The sequence below is a fragment of the Mycetocola saprophilus genome, assembly GCF_000718085.1.
Taxonomy (GTDB): domain Bacteria; phylum Actinomycetota; class Actinomycetes; order Actinomycetales; family Microbacteriaceae; genus Mycetocola; species Mycetocola saprophilus.
Genome location: NZ_JOEC01000001.1, coordinates 914420 through 928699, shown reverse-complemented (window position 1 = coordinate 928699; position 14280 = coordinate 914420). Strand labels below are relative to the sequence as shown.

General features: G+C 65.7%; 11 protein-coding genes. 6 read left to right on the top strand and 5 right to left on the bottom strand.

Annotated features, from left to right (window positions below; all coding sequences use genetic code 11):
• Window positions 1-181: 181 nt before the first annotated feature.
• From IE92_RS0104090 to IE92_RS0104075, 4 genes are all read right to left on the bottom strand, one after another.
• On the bottom strand, window positions 182-889 hold the full coding sequence (locus tag IE92_RS0104090; RefSeq protein WP_030143601.1) for a DUF4191 domain-containing protein: 708 nt from the start codon (window positions 887-889) through the stop codon (window positions 182-184).
• Window positions 890-1000: 111 nt separating this feature from the next.
• Window positions 1001-2428 (bottom strand): 2-oxoglutarate dehydrogenase, E2 component, dihydrolipoamide succinyltransferase, encoded by a 1428-nt coding sequence (sucB, locus tag IE92_RS0104085; RefSeq protein ID WP_030143600.1) that lies wholly within the window; start codon window positions 2426-2428, stop codon window positions 1001-1003.
• Between the two features lie 51 nt (window positions 2429-2479).
• Window positions 2480-3853, bottom strand: a complete 1374-nt coding sequence (gene lpdA / locus IE92_RS0104080) for a dihydrolipoyl dehydrogenase (protein ID WP_030143599.1) — start codon at window positions 3851-3853, stop codon at window positions 2480-2482.
• A gap of 92 nt (window positions 3854-3945) precedes the next feature.
• Window positions 3946-5448: a leucyl aminopeptidase gene (locus tag IE92_RS0104075; RefSeq protein ID WP_030143598.1), complete on the bottom strand. Its 1503-nt coding sequence runs from the start codon at window positions 5446-5448 to the stop codon at window positions 3946-3948.
• A gap of 130 nt (window positions 5449-5578) precedes the next feature.
• On the opposite strand from IE92_RS0104075, the gene IE92_RS0104070 reads away from it, so the two are divergent.
• The 5 genes from IE92_RS0104070 to IE92_RS0104050 all read left to right on the top strand — a co-directional run bounded on the left by IE92_RS0104070 (window position 5579) and on the right by IE92_RS0104050 (window position 11584).
• Window positions 5579-6520 (top strand): proteasome assembly chaperone family protein, encoded by a 942-nt coding sequence (locus IE92_RS0104070; RefSeq protein ID WP_030143597.1) that lies wholly within the window; start codon window positions 5579-5581, stop codon window positions 6518-6520.
• Window positions 6521-6713: 193 nt separating this feature from the next.
• Window positions 6714-8051: an MFS transporter gene (locus tag IE92_RS0104065; protein WP_030143596.1), complete on the top strand. Its 1338-nt coding sequence runs from the start codon at window positions 6714-6716 to the stop codon at window positions 8049-8051.
• Window positions 8052-8350: 299 nt separating this feature from the next.
• Entirely contained in the window at window positions 8351-9574 is a 1224-nt protein-coding gene (locus IE92_RS0104060; RefSeq protein WP_030143595.1) for an RNA polymerase sigma factor, read from the top strand.
• Window positions 9558-10868, top strand: coding sequence for a Mur ligase family protein (locus IE92_RS0104055; protein WP_156027384.1), 1311 nt, complete (start codon window positions 9558-9560; stop codon window positions 10866-10868). The genes IE92_RS0104060 and IE92_RS0104055 overlap by 17 nt, the downstream gene beginning before the upstream one ends.
• Window positions 10865-11584 (top strand): type 1 glutamine amidotransferase, encoded by a 720-nt coding sequence (locus IE92_RS0104050; protein WP_051701872.1) that lies wholly within the window; start codon window positions 10865-10867, stop codon window positions 11582-11584. Before IE92_RS0104055 ends, IE92_RS0104050 begins: the two co-directional genes overlap by 4 nt.
• A gap of 177 nt (window positions 11585-11761) precedes the next feature.
• On the opposite strand, the gene IE92_RS0104045 is transcribed toward IE92_RS0104050, so the two are convergent.
• A complete protein-coding gene (locus IE92_RS0104045) occupies window positions 11762-11986 on the bottom strand; it encodes a DUF7455 domain-containing protein (RefSeq protein WP_030143592.1) in 225 nt (74 codons plus the stop codon).
• 173 nt (window positions 11987-12159) lie between these two features.
• Between IE92_RS0104045 and IE92_RS0104040 the strand changes: the two genes are divergently transcribed.
• On the top strand, window positions 12160-14241 hold the full coding sequence (locus tag IE92_RS0104040) for a DNA gyrase/topoisomerase IV subunit B (RefSeq protein ID WP_030143591.1): 2082 nt from the start codon (window positions 12160-12162) through the stop codon (window positions 14239-14241).
• The last annotated feature ends 39 nt before the right edge of the window (window positions 14242-14280 follow it).

Below are 14280 nucleotides of genomic sequence, written 5' to 3'. Positions count from 1 at the left end.
GCCGCGCAACCAAGATCGAGGCCTCGATCCCGCACGGAGCTCCGAGTGCGAAACAACACTCGCCTGCCCGGACCTCCGAGTGCGAACCCACATGCGCCCACTCGGACCACGCTTTCGGACGATCCGCATACACAAAACCGCCCACCGGAATCCGGTGGGCGGTTTTTGTAAAGAAGGGGATTTAGCGGGCGCGCTGCGGGCGAACCTTGAAGGGGTCGACACCCTTGGGGATCGGCAGGTTGTTCCCCAGCGAGGACAGGCGGTTATTCACCGCGATGACCTCGGGCTTGGTGAGGTTCTTCTTAACCTTGCGCAGGGTCTTGGGGACCTGGTGCAGCGGCACCGAGTCGGGGTCCGGGCCCACGAAGTACGTGTTGATCGGCACGTTGGGGAGGATGCGGGCGACCTTGCGGCGCTCGTCGTCCAGCAGGCGCTTGGTGCGCGACTGCGGGCCCTCGGCTACCAGCGCGATTCCGCCGCGACCAACGGCGCGGTACACGGCGTCCTGGGTGCGGGGGTTCACGTGGATCGGCATCTCATCGCCACGCCATCCGCGGGGCAGCGAGGAGCGGAAGATCGCTCCCACGGCACCGGGCTGACCCTCGATCTGACCGTAGGCGGCGCGCTCGGCGCGGCGGCCCAGGATGATCATCGCGATCAGGATACCGGCGAACAGGCCGGCGATCAGCCAGAGAACAAGACCAAATACGCTGCCCGAGGCGAGCCAGAGGGCCATCGCCAGACCCACGACGATTCCGCCGATCAGGCCCAGAGCCATGTACCAAACGACACTCGAGTCGTAGCGGCGGGTCATCTGGAAGACCTGCCACATCTGCTTCAAGCGACCGGGTTCCTTCTGCGCCTTTGCGGGCTTTTCCTTACGTGCCATACTCCCAGGATACCGGTTGCCGAGGGCTTGTGTGTACGCCCAGAGCACATCCAACAACAAAGGCCGGGAACTCCGTTCGGAGTTCCCGGCCCAGGCGGGTTCTAACGTGGGTTAGATACCGAGGTTACCCTCGAAGTTCCCGGCCTCAAGGCGTGCCTTGATGGTGGTCAGGAAGCGAGCGGCGTCGGCACCGTCCACGATGCGGTGGTCGTAGGACAGGGCCAGGTAGACGCTGGAGCGGATCGCGATCGAGTCCACGCCACCGTTGGAGATGACGGCGGGCTTCTTGAAGACCACACCGGTACCCAGGATGGCGCTCTGCGGCAGGAAGACCACGGGGGTGTCGAACAGGGCCCCACGCGAACCGGTGTTGGTCAGCGTGAAGGTTCCGCCCGAGAGCTCGTCCGGGGTCAGCTTGTTGTCGCGGGTGCGAGCGGCCAGGTCACCGATCTCGGTGGCCAGGTCGGCGAGCGAGAGCTCACCGGCATCGCGCACGACCGGGGTCAGCAGACCACGCTCGGTGTCCACGGCGATCGAGATGTTCTCGGTGGCCGGGTACACGATGCTGTCGCCGTCTACGGTCGCGTTGATGATCGGGAACTGACGCAGCGCCTCGGCGGCGGCCAGGGCGAAGAACGGCAGGAAGGACAGCTTGGCGCCGGTCTTCTCCAGGAACTCACCCTTGAACTTGTCGCGGAGGATGGCGACGTTGGTCACGTCGACCTCAACCACGGTGGTCAGCTGGGCGGTCTGCTGCAGCGAGGCCACGGCACGCTCGGCCACAACCTTGCGCAGTCGGCTCATCTTGACGGTGGTGCCACGCAGCGGCGAGTTCTCCACGACCGGTGCGGCCGCGGCCGAAGCCGATGCTGCCGGTGCGGCGGTGCCCGCGTTGAGGACGTCTTCCTTGCGGATGCGTCCACCCACGCCGGTGCCTACGACGGTGTTCAGGTCGACACCCTGCTGCTGTGCGAGACGACGCACCAGCGGGGTGACATAACCGTTGCCACCGGCGTTTGCCGCCGGAGCGGCTGCCGGAGCGGCGGGTGCTGCGGCTGCCGGAGCAGCGGCGGGAACCGAGACCGGCTTTACGGCCGCGGTGGGCGGCGGTGCAACGGCCTGGGTCGGCGCCGGTGCGGCGGCAACCGGTGCCGGAGCGGCAACCGGTGCCGGAGCGGCAACCGGTGCCGGAGCGGCAGCGGGGGCCGGAGCTGCCGGTGCGGCGGGTGCGGCGGGTGCGGCGGGTGCCTCGGCGGCGGGGGCAGCAGGTTCCTCAGCGGCCGGAGCCGCGGCGGCGCCCGAGCCATCGCCAATCTTTACCAGGACGGCGCCAACCTCGACGGTCTCGTCCTCTTCTACCAGGATCTCCTCAATAACGCCGGCAATCGGCGAGGGGATCTCGGTGTCTACCTTGTCGGTCGAAACCTCGAGCAGGGGCTCGTCGACCTCGACCTGGTCGCCGACGTTCTTCAGCCAGCGGGTAACGGTGCCCTCGGTGACGCTTTCACCCAGGGCCGGCAGGACCACGGATTCACTCATGACCTTGTCTCCTTAAAACCTAAATTGTGTGTGCGGATGTATCGGTGCGTACTAAAGGGTGTGCAGCGGCTTGCCGGCGAGGTACAGGAACGCCTCGCCCAGTGCCTCGTTCTGCGTGGGGTGCGCGTGGATCAGCGGCGCGATGTCCTCCGGGTGTGCTTCCCAGTTGACAACGAGCTGTGCCTCACCGATCAGCTCACCCACGCGGGCGCCGATCATGTGCACGCCGACCACGGGGCCGTCGTTCACACGAACAACCTTGACGTTTCCGGCGGTGCCCAGGATCTCGCTCTTGCCGTTACCGGCCAGGTTGTAGTCGTAGCTGGTGATCGCGTCGGCACCGAACTTCTCCTTGGCCTTGGCCTCGGTGTAGCCGACCGAGGCAACCTCGGGCTCGCTGTAGGTGACCTTGGGGATGTTGACGTCCTCGATGATGACCGGGTTCAGACCGGCAATCTCCTCGGCGACAAAGATGCCCTGCTGGAAACCACGGTGGGCCAGCTGCAGACCCGGAACGATGTCACCGACGGCCCACAGGTTGGGGATGTTCGTCTGCAGACGCTCGTTGGTGATCACGAAGCCGCGATCGATGGTCACGCCCACCTCTTCGAAACCAAGGTTTGCGGTTGCGGGGCCACGGCCCACGGCCACCAGGAGGATCTCGGCCTCGATGGTCTTGCCATCTTCCAGGGTGACCACAACGCCGTTCTCGTGCTGGGTGACGCTCTGGAAGCGGATGCCCAGCGAGTAGTTGATTCCGCGCTTGCGGAACGCACGCTCGAGGCCCTTGGAGATGGCCTCGTCCTCGTTGGGAACCAGGTGCGGCAGACCCTCGATGATGGTCACATCCGAACCGAAGGACTTCCAGACGCTGGCGAACTCGACGCCGATCACGCCGCCACCGAGGATCGCGACGGAACCCGGGACGAAGGGAAGCTCAAGCGCCTGTTCGGAGGTCATTACGCGACCGCCGATCTCCAGGCCCGGCAGCGAACGGCTGTAGGAACCGGTGGCCAGGATGACATCCTTACCCACGATGGTCTGGTCGCCCACCTGGACGGTGTTGGGGGCGACCAGGCGTCCCTCACCCTCGATGGTGGTGATCTTACGTGCCTTCACCAGGCCCTGAAGTCCCTTGTACTTCTTGGCGATGATGTTCTCGCGGTAGGCGGTCACACCGGCCATGTCCACACCGTTCAGGGTTGCGGAGATACCGAACTGAGCGGCCTCGCGGGTGACATCAGCAACCTCGGCCGCGTGCAGCAGCGCCTTGGTCGGGATGCAGCCGCGGTGCAGGCAGGTGCCACCGACCTTGTCCTTCTCAATCAGTGCTACCGAGAAGCCGAGCTCGCTTGCGCGCAGGGCTGCCGCGTAGCCTCCACTTCCACCGCCGAGCACGACGATGTCAAAATTCTGCTCCGTCACTGAGCTACTCCCTCATGAGTCTTGAATTGAGCTGTTTTTGCGAGACCATTGTGTGGCTCGCCTGGGTGGTAAAGGCCACCATAAGAACCTTACTACCTACGCGAATATTCTTCGGCAAGCGACAGCAGCAGACGCACGCCCGATGCGGTTGCGCCGTTGCCGGTAAAGCCGTAGGCGGAACCGCCATTATCGGCGGGTCCCGCGATATCCAGGTGCGCCCAGGGGATCGTGGTCTCCGGAGCGTCCGCGCGCGGGGTCGTGAACTCTTTCAGGAAGTGCGCAGCTACGAGCATGCCGCCGTTGCGGTTTCCCACGTTGGCGTTCATGATGTCGGCCACGTTGGAGTTCAGGATGCCGCGCAGCTCGGCGGGCATCGGCATGGCCCAGGCGGGCTCGCCCACGAGCTTGGAGTTGGCGATGACCGACTCGACCAGGGCGTCGTCACCCAGCACACCCATGTAGCGGTCACCCAGGGCAACCAGCGCGGCACCGGTCAGGGTCGCGATGTCGACGATTGCGTCGGGCTGCTCCTCGCCGGCGGCGACCAGGCCGTCGGCCAGAACCAGGCGGCCCTCGGCGTCGGTGTTGGTGACCTCGACGGTGCGTCCACCACGGATGGTGATGACATCTCCCGGGCGGATCGCCGAACCCGAGGGCATGTTCTCGGCCAGGCACAGCCAGCCGGTCAGGCGCACGGGGAGGTTGAGCTCGGCGGCGGCGGTCAGGGTGCCCAGCACCGCGGCGGCGCCGGCCATGTCAAACTTCATGCCCAGCATCGAGTTGGCGGGCTTGAGCGAGAGTCCGCCGGTGTCGAAGGTGATGCCCTTACCCACCAGCGCGAGGTGCTGGGTGGCGCCCTCGGGGGAGTAGCTGATCTTCAGCAGGCGCGGTCCGCGGGTCGAGCCCTGACCGACGCCGCTCAGGCCACCGAAACCGTCGGTGGCGAGGGCTTCCTCGTCCCAGACGGTGAACTCGAGGGGCAGGCCCTCGGCGGCCTGGGTGGCCGCGGTCACCATGCTGGCGGGGTACATGTCGTTGGCGGGGGTGTTGACCAGGTCCTTGACCAGCGAGACGGCCTCGGCCACGGCGGCGGCACGGGCGATGATCGCCAGGTGCTCCTCCTCGGTACCGGTTCCGGCCTCGGTCAGCACGGTCACGGTCTCCACCGCGCTCTTCTGCTCGGCCTGGGTGGCACCACGGTAGTCCACAAACGAGTAGGTGCCGAGTGCGGCACCCTCGGTCACGGCCGAGAGTTCGGTGACATCGGCGATCGGCAGGGCCAGGGCCACGTGCTCGACGCCGGCCAGCTGACGGATCGCGGATCCGGCGGCCGAACGCAGACGATCGGTGGTGGGCTCGCCGCCCAGGCCGATCACGGCGAGGGTGTCGGCGATGCCAGCCACGGCGGGCAGGCGAACCAGACGGTCGGCGGCGCCGGAAATGCCCAGCGGGCCAACAAGCTTGGCCACGGCCTCGAAGCCGGCCGGTGCGACCAGGGTGACGTTGTCGCCGGTTCCGTGGGCGGCGAGAACCAGAACGGTCGCGGCCGCGGAATCGGCAGGGGTGGTGGAGATATTAAGAACGGGAACGGTCATGCCACCATGGTATGCCCATGTGTCGCGAAACCGCCCGTGTGTGCGCGGGTTGCACGCGTGTTCGCTGATGGCAAAGCGGGACCGGACAAAAACGGAGGATTGTTCCGGTTGTGAGCCCTAGAGTGGATCCATGGCTGACTCCGACCGACTCTTTTCCCTCAGTGTTGACCCCGCGGACATCCCCGCCGGGCTGGATCTCGTGGTGGCACTCACCGGGTATTCGGATGCCGGAAGCGCCTCGGCGCAGTTCATCGATTTCGTCCGGGAGAACCTGGATTCCCGGGTCGTGGCCACCTTCGATAACGACGCGCTGCTGGATTACCGCGCCCGTCGGCCGATCGCGACCTTCGACGAGGACCACCTCTCCGACTACGTGCCGCCGCGCCTCGAGCTGACCCTCGTCCACGACGAGCTGTCCCAGCCCTTCTTGTTCCTGAGCGGCTATGAGCCCGACTTCCGGTGGGAGGCGTTTGTGCGCTCCATCACCGGTCTGATCGATACCCTGGGGATCGCCCGCACGACCTGGCTGCACGCGGTGCCGATGCCGGTGCCGCACACGCGTCCGGTCCCGGTGACCGTGAGCGGAACCCGGGCCGACCTGATCGAGTCGTTGACCGTCTGGCGTCCGCAGACCCAGCTGCCGGCCAACGTCCTGCACCTGCTGGAGTACCGCCTGACCGAGCACGGCCTCGCCGTGGCCGGTCTCGCGCTGCTCACCCCGCACTATCTGAGCGACACCCAGTACCCCGACGTGCTGATCGCGGCGATCGAGTATGTGGGGGCCGCCACCGGGTTGATCCTTCCCACCGACGGTCTGCGCGACCAGGCACGTGAATTTGTCGAGCGCCTGAACGAGCAGGTCGCCGGCAACGATGAACTGCGTCGCCTGGTGGCCACCCTTGAGGAGCGACACGATTCCTATATGGAATCGAATATGCCGGCCTCGCCGTTTGTGGCGATGGATGGATCGCTGCCCTCGGCGGATGAGATTGCCGCCGAGCTCGAGCGCTTCCTCGCCGGCCGTCCCGATGGTGAGGACAACGGCGAGGACCTGCGCGATTCGGGGGAGTAGCCCCGCCGCCGAGGGGTCGTCGCCGAGACGGGCAGCATTAGGGTAGGTGCAGCCCTGTCGGCTCCCTCACGGTTTCTCCGCGCCACCTGCCCGGCGTGCCGTGCGCGAGCGTGCAGCGGCGGATCACAAGTGTGCACTGGATGCGCTTGCGGGGCAGGTCGAATCGTTGCGAGTCGCCCGATAAGCTGAATCGGTGAATACGCGCACCTCCTGGATTGTTTTTTGGATCGGTGCCCTGGCATACATGGTGGCCGTCCTGCAGCGCGCCACGATGGGTGTCGCCGGGGTTGCCGCCGTCGAGCGTTTTGATGCCTCCGCCGCGGCCTTCTCCACCCTCGCGGTGATGCAGTTGGTCATCTACGCGGGCATGCAGGTGCCGGTGGGCGTGCTGATCGATCGACTGGGCCCACGGGTCCTGATCCTCTTCGGTCTGGGGCTGCTCGCGGTGGGCCAGGTCATCCTGGCGATTGCCGACCAGCTCGGGGTTGCGGTCCTCGGGCGCATCCTGGTGGGCGCGGGCGACGCGGCGATCTTTGTGTCCGTGCTGCGCCTGATTTCGTCCTGGTTTACCGGAAAGTGGGTCCCGCAGCTCTCGCAGTGGATCGGAAACATCGGTCAGCTGGGTCAGGTTCTCTCGGCGCTTCCCTTTGCCTGGGTGCTGCACCGGTTTGGCTGGAGCCCGGCGTTCCTGAGCGCCGCCGCCCTCTGCGTGCTGGCCCTGGTCCTGGTTTTGGCTACCGTGCGGGATCGTCCGCGGGACGCTCCGGTTCCGCCACCCGTGGGCACCTGGGGCCAATCGGTCCGCGAGCTGGGGATGGCGCTGCGCCGCCCGGGAACCCAGCTGGGGTTCTGGTCGCACTTCACCACTCAGTCCCCGGGCACCGTGTTCTCGCTGCTCTGGGGTATTCCCTTTATGGTTTATGGACTCGGCTTCACCGAGGGCTTTGCGGCGGCGATGCTGCTCGTGGTGGTGGCCTCCGGTATCGCGATCGGTCCGGTGCTGGGTCTGCTGAGTGCACGGTATCCGTACCGGCGCAGCAATATCGTGCTGGGCCTGGTCTTCGCGATCGCCGTGGCCTGGGCCGCCGTGCTGCTCTGGCCCGGTACGCCGCCGCTCTGGCTGGTCATCATCCTGCTGGTCGCGATGGGGGCCGGGGGACCGGGCTCGCTGATAGGCTTCGACTTTGCCCGCACCTATAACCCCTCGCGGGTACTCGGATCGGCCAACGGCCTGGTGAACGTGGGTGGATTCAGCGCGAGCTTCGTGATCATGTTCCTGATGGGGGTGATCCTGGACCTCGTCGGCGGCCACGGCGGTCCGCCCGCCGAGGTGTACTCCCTACATTCGTTCCGCTTCGCGATGATCGTGCAGTTTGTAGTGATCGCATTCGGCGTGGTGATGCTCTTCCGAGCGCGTCGTCGCACCCGCTCGATTCTGTCCGAGGACGGGATCGAGGTGGGCCCGGTGTGGGTCGCGATGATTGCACGTTTGCGCCGCAAAGATGGTCGCGACGGTCAGGACGCCTCCTGAGCTATCCCCAGTTGGGGAATAAAAACCCAGATCCCGGGGTTAAATTCAGCGTCTCCCCGCCAAAAACCCTCGCTACTACCCCATGTTTTGCTCATGGCGCAAGGGGTTGTGGCAAAAAGGCCTTCCAAAGCATGGCATAATGGAAGGAAGGACCCGTTCTTGACCGAGCGTGAGGTGGCTTAATCGCCGCGCAACACATTCGGACTTGACATGGGTCCTCGTAATGTCCGAAAACTATCGTGGATTGAGGATGGGTGGGGGATACCACGTACCCCTCCTCAAGACTGAAAGGTGCCTCCATGGCAACCAAGAAAGTGCAGGCTTCGGAAGCCACCGAAGCTGAAACTGTAGCGCCCGCAAAGGCGACTCGGAAAACACCAGTAAGGAAGGCCGCCGCGGCCGAACCGGCAAAGAAGCCGGCGACCAAGCGTGCCGCAAAGAAGGATGCGGTGGACGAGGTTCTCGACGCACCCGACATCGAGGAGGGCGCAGACGAGGAGGAAACCGACAAGAAGTCGGACATTCCCGAGAACCTGCCCCAGGACGCCCTGGTTCTGTCCTCGCAGAACGACGAGGATGAGGTTCCGGTCTACTCGGCAGCCATCACCGGTGCCACCGCCGACCCCGTCAAGGACTACCTCAAGCAGATCGGTAAGGTTGCGCTGCTGAACGCCGCCGAGGAGGTTGAGCTTGCGATGCGTATCGAGGCCGGCCTGTTCGCGGAGGACAAGCTCGCCAACGAGGCCGACGGCATGACCCCGCAGCTCAAGCGTGAGCTGATGTGGGTGGCCAAGGACGGTCAGCGCGCCAAGAGCCACCTGCTCGGTGCCAACCTCCGTCTGGTGGTGTCGCTGGCTAAGCGTTACACCGGTCGTGGCATGCAGTTCCTGGACTTGATCCAGGAGGGTAACCTCGGCCTGATCCGCGCGGTGGAGAAGTTCGACTACACCAAGGGCTTTAAGTTCTCGACGTATGCCACCTGGTGGATTCGTCAGGCGATCACCCGCGCGATGGCCGACCAGGCCCGCACGATCCGTATCCCCGTGCACATGGTTGAGGTCATCAACAAGCTGGCCCGTGTGCAGCGGCAGATGCTGCAGGACCTGGGCCGCGAGCCCACCCCCGAGGAGCTGTCGAAGGAACTCGACATGACCCCGGAGAAGGTCATCGAGGTGCAGAAGTACGGCCGCGAGCCCATCTCCCTGCACACCCCGCTGGGTGAGGACGGAGACAGCGAGTTCGGTGACCTCATCGAGGACACCGAGGCCGTGGTCCCCGCCGACGCCGTGGGCTTCACCATGCTGCAGAAGCAGCTGGAGTCGCTGCTGGACTCGCTCTCCGAGCGTGAGGCCGGCGTGATCCGGATGCGCTTCGGCCTGGGGGATGGCATGCCCAAGACCCTGGACCAGATCGGTGACACCTTCGGGGTGACCCGTGAGCGGATCCGTCAGATCGAGTCGAAGACGATGGCCAAGCTGCGCCACCCGTCCCGCTCGCAGTCGCTGCGTGACTACCTTGAGTAAGCCGGGCGGCGTGAAGTATGTCCTGCCGATCCTCGCCGGACGGGCCGCGCGTTTCGCGACCCGTCTGCGCGGGGGCGGCAGCGCCCTGCCAGGAGTGGTTGTCCAGAAGCTCGCGCCCAACGTCATGCGTGACGTGGCGGCGGGCCTCCCGCACGGCGTGGTGTTCATCCTGGGTTCCAACGGGAAGTCCACCACCACCAACATCATGACCGACGTTGTGCGTGCACACGGCCTCAAGGTGTTCACCAACCCCAGTGGCGCCAACATGCCCCAGGGCATCGCCTCGGCGCTGCTCAAGGAGACCTCGCTGACCGGTCGCCTGGACGCGGATATCGCGATCCTGGAGATCGACGAGGGCTACGGTGTGGTGATTGCCGAGCAGCTACGTCCGCGCGCCGCGGTGATCCTCAACCTGCTGGTTGACCAGATCTACCGTTTCGGTGAGCCCGACCGGGTCGCAACCATGTTCCGTAACATTGCCCACGCGGTGGACGGCTACGTGGCGCTGAACCGTGACGACAACTTCCTGGCCAAGCTCGGTACCGAGCTCGAGCAGGGCGGCAAGCACCGGGTGGAGTACTTCGGTTCGACCCCCGAGGCGCTGGCCTCCGCCCCGCACGGTCAGGCTTCGGCTCGGGACTACTCGGAGATCGAGGCGTCCGCCAACGGCGCGCACCCGGTCGCCGAGGTTGTTTCGGCCTCGGGCAACGAGGCGGTCATCCGCTTCGCCGGTACCGACTACCCGATCACCATGCCGAGCCGCGGACTGCACTATGCGGTCGACGTGGCCGCCACGCTGACCCTCGCCGCGCACACCCTGGGTGAGCGCTTCGATGTCAACATCGCGCTGAAGGCCGTCCAGGCGGGTAAGACCGTGTACGGTCGCGGCGAGATCATGACCGTGGGTGACCGCGAGGTTGAGATCCTGATGCTCAAGAACCTGGCGTCGCTGCAGCTGAACCTGGATTCGCTCACCTATGAGCCGGACTCGGTGCTGTTTGCCTACGATGAGTCGTCCTACGACCCCTCCTGGCTCTACAACGCCGATCTGTCCAAGATCAAGCACGTGGATGTCATCTCGGGCCCCAAGGGTGCGTTTGTCGCGACCCGACTGGCCTATGAGGGCAAGACCTTTGACCGGATCATCCCGGACGTGACCGAGGCCGTGCAGGCGGTGCTCGACGGGCCGCGCCCGGCGAGCGGACGGCACACGTTCTTCCTCGACTATGACCAGATGATGGCAACCCGGAAGTACCTGGGTTATAAGGACCTGGAAGCAGGTGCGGCCTCGTGACCGTCTCCATTCTTGAACTCTTCTCCAACGACCTGGCCCTGAACGGGGACACCGGTAACCGGCGTGCGCTTGCGCACCGTCTGGAGCTCGCCGGTATCGAGGTCGAGCAGCGCACCTACAACCCGGGGGACACCCTGGGCATCCTCCCCGACATCGTCGTGGTGGGGACCGGATCCTCGAGTGCACAGCGTGCTCTCGCCCCGGAGTTTGCGCAGATCGCCGAGCAGCTGCGCGAGTGGGCCAAGGCGGGTGTGGTCTTCCTGGCCGCCGGTGCCGGGTTCCACCTGCTGGGCAAGACGATCAAGCTCGACGCCGATACCGTGATCGAGGGTGCCGGGGTCTTTGATGTGACCGTGGATGCCACCGCGGCGCGGATCGTAACCGAGGCCTTTGGTATCGATGGGCAGTTTGGACTGCTGATCGGAACCGAGAACCACTCGGCCGTGACCACGTTGGCTCAGGGGATGGCCCCGATTGGTGCCGTGCGCAACGGCTTCGGTAACGGCGATGGCCTGGAGGGCGCGGTTGTGGGCAATGCCTACGGCACGCACCTGCACGGCCCGGCGCTGGTCCTGAACCCGGTGTTCGCCGATCACCTGATCAGCCTGGCCGTGGCCCGCACCGGAGACACCTACATCAAGAACGACAAGCACGATGAGCTGGACCAGACCATCGATCTCGCCCGCGAGATCCTGATCGGCAAGCTCCCGCGCTAGCGCCTTCGAAATTGCGAAAGCCCCGTCCGAACCTCGGTTCCGGCGGGGCTTTCTCGTCCCATGGTGGTGCCCACATACCAAAGCGTCGCCGCCCGGTTTCCCGGACGGCGACGCGTGGTTTGGGGGACTCGCCCTGGTCGCGCTGTTTCGACAGCGTCGGCGAGTGGGGGCGGGCCCTTAGGCGCGAGCCTCGCTGAGGCGGGCGCTCTCGTCGTGCCAGTTCGAGGCGACGGCGGCGAGCTTCTCCTGATACTTCTTGCCGTGGTGAGCGCAGAACATGAGCTCGCCGTTGGCAAGGGTTACCCGGACGTAGGCCTGTGCGCCGCAGCTGTCGCAACGGTCGGCCGCGGTCAGTGCCGGGGCGTCCACCACGCTCGGAGCGCTTTCGGTGATCTGTGTCATGTTTTCCTCCTGACCGGTGAGGAGGCCAATCGTTCGGCCTCACGTCTTATCCAACCACGTCCGGGGGCAAATTCATTCCGTTCCGGGGCAATTTCGCTAGGCGCGTACGCTCAGCCCGCTCACAACGTGTCGATGGCAGGTGATGTCGGGGGTTTTCGGTAGAATTTATCCCTGTGACCACTGAATACTCCGCGCGCCACCTCTCCGTCCTCGAGGGCCTTGAGGCGGTGCGGAAGCGACCCGGTATGTACATCGGGTCCACCGACTCCCGCGGCCTCATGCACTGCCTCTGGGAGATCATCGATAACTCGGTGGATGAGGCGCTGGCGGGCTTCGGAACCAGGATCAATATCCTGCTGCACCACGACGGCTCGGTCGAGGTACGCGACACCGCCCGCGGTATCCCCGTAGACATCGAGCCCAAGACCGGGCTGAGCGGTGTCGAGGTGGTCTTCACCAAGCTGCACGCCGGCGGAAAGTTCGGGTCGGGTTCCTATGCCGCCTCGGGTGGTCTGCACGGTGTGGGCGCCTCGGTGGTCAACGCGCTGAGTGCGCGCCTCGACGTCGAGGTGGACCGCGGCGGCAAGACCTGGCTGATGTCCTTCAAGCGCGGCGTGCCCGGCGTCTTCGAGGACACCGGTGCCCCGACCCCCGATGCTCCGTTCACCCCGTTCACCGAGTTTGGTGAGCCGGCGCTGCGCCCGATCGGCAAGGTCGCCAAGGCCAAGACCGGCACCCGCGTGCGCTACTGGGCCGACCCGCAGATCTTCACCAAGGGCGCCAACTTCCAGATGGAGGACCTGATCGGTCGCGCCAAGCAGACGGCGTTCCTGATCCCCGGCCTGGGCATCGCCATCGAGGACTCACGCGGCGAGGAGACCGAATCGCACGCCTTCGAGTTTGACGGCGGCATCTCCGAGTTTGTGGATCACCTGGCCCCGGATACGGCGATCACCGACGTGTGGCGCCTGACCGGAACCTCGACCTTCACCGAGACCGTGCCCGTGCTGACCGACGGCGGGGCGATGGTCCCCACCGAGGTGGAGCGCGAGTGCACCGTGGACATCGCGCTGCGCTGGGGCACCGGCTATGAGACGGTGATGCGCAGCTTCGTGAACATCATCGCCACGCCCAAGGGTGGCTCACACCAAACCGGTTTTGACCAGGGGCTGCTGCGCTTCCTGCGCGCCCAGGTCGAGGCCAACGCGCGTCGTCTCAAGGCTGGAAACGACAAGCTGGATAAGGACGACGTCCTGGCCGGGCTGACCGCGGTTCTGACCGTGCGCCTGGCCGAGCCGCAGTTCGAGGGGCAGACCAAGGAGATCCTGGGTACCCCCGCGGTGCGGGCGATCGTTGCCTCGGTCGTGTCCGGTCAGCTCAAGGAGCGCTTCGCCTCGACCAAGCGCGACGACAAGACCCAGACCGCCCTGGTGCTGGACAAGGTCGTGGCAGAGATGAAGTCGCGCATTTCCGCGCGCACCCACAAGGAGACCCAGCGCCGCAAAAACGCGCTGGAGTCCTCCTCGCTGCCCGCCAAGCTGGTGGACTGCCGCAGCAACGATGTGGAAACCTCCGAGCTGTTCATCGTCGAGGGTGACTCGGCGCTGGGCACCGCCAAGAATGCCCGCGACAGCGAGCACCAGGCGCTGCTGCCGATTCGAGGCAAGATCCTCAACGTGCAGAAGTCCTCGGTGTCCGACATGCTGTCAAACGCCGAGTGCGCGGCGATCATTCAGGTGATCGGCGCCGGATCGGGCCGCAGCTTCGATCTTGACGCCGCCCGCTATGGCAAGGTCATCATCATGAGCGACGCCGACGTGGACGGCGCGCACATTCGCACCCTGCTGCTCACGCTGTTCTTCCGCTATATGCGGCCGATGATCGACGCGGGCCGGGTCTACGCGGCGGTGCCCCCGCTGCACCGGGTGGTGCAGATCAACCCGGGCTCCAAGCCCAATGAGACGATCTACACGTACTCCGAGCAGGAGCTGCACGACCTGCTGGCCGAGTTCAAGGCCACCGGAAAGCGCTACCAGGACCCGCAGCGGTACAAGGGTCTGGGCGAGATGGACGCCGACCAGCTGGCCGAAACCACGATGGAACGCTCGGGACGAACCCTGCGCCGCGTACGCATGGGCGACGCCGAGCGCGCCTCCAGGGTGTTTGAGCTGCTGATGGGAAGCGATGTGGCACCGCGCAAGGACTTCATCGTGGAGCACTCGGCGGACCTCAGCCGCGAACGCATCGACGTATAGCCACGAACACACCAAGGTCTCGTCACGAACACACCGAGG

What these genes read in the sequence shown, in the direction of transcription:
- IE92_RS0104075 (WP_030143598.1), bottom strand. Translation starts at nt 5,448, where the DNA reads ATGACCGTTCCCGTTCTTAATATCTCCACCACCCCTGCCGATTCCGCG.
- sucB (WP_030143600.1), bottom strand. Translation starts at nt 2,428, where the DNA reads ATGAGTGAATCCGTGGTCCTGCCGGCCCTGGGTGAAAGCGTCACCGAG.
- IE92_RS0104070 (WP_030143597.1), top strand. Translation starts at nt 5,579, where the DNA reads ATGGCTGACTCCGACCGACTCTTTTCCCTCAGTGTTGACCCCGCGGAC.
- IE92_RS0104090 (WP_030143601.1), bottom strand. Translation starts at nt 889, where the DNA reads ATGGCACGTAAGGAAAAGCCCGCAAAGGCGCAGAAGGAACCCGGTCGC.
- IE92_RS0104060 (WP_030143595.1), top strand. Translation starts at nt 8,351, where the DNA reads ATGGCAACCAAGAAAGTGCAGGCTTCGGAAGCCACCGAAGCTGAAACT.
- IE92_RS0104045 (WP_030143592.1), bottom strand. Translation starts at nt 11,986, where the DNA reads ATGACACAGATCACCGAAAGCGCTCCGAGCGTGGTGGACGCCCCGGCA.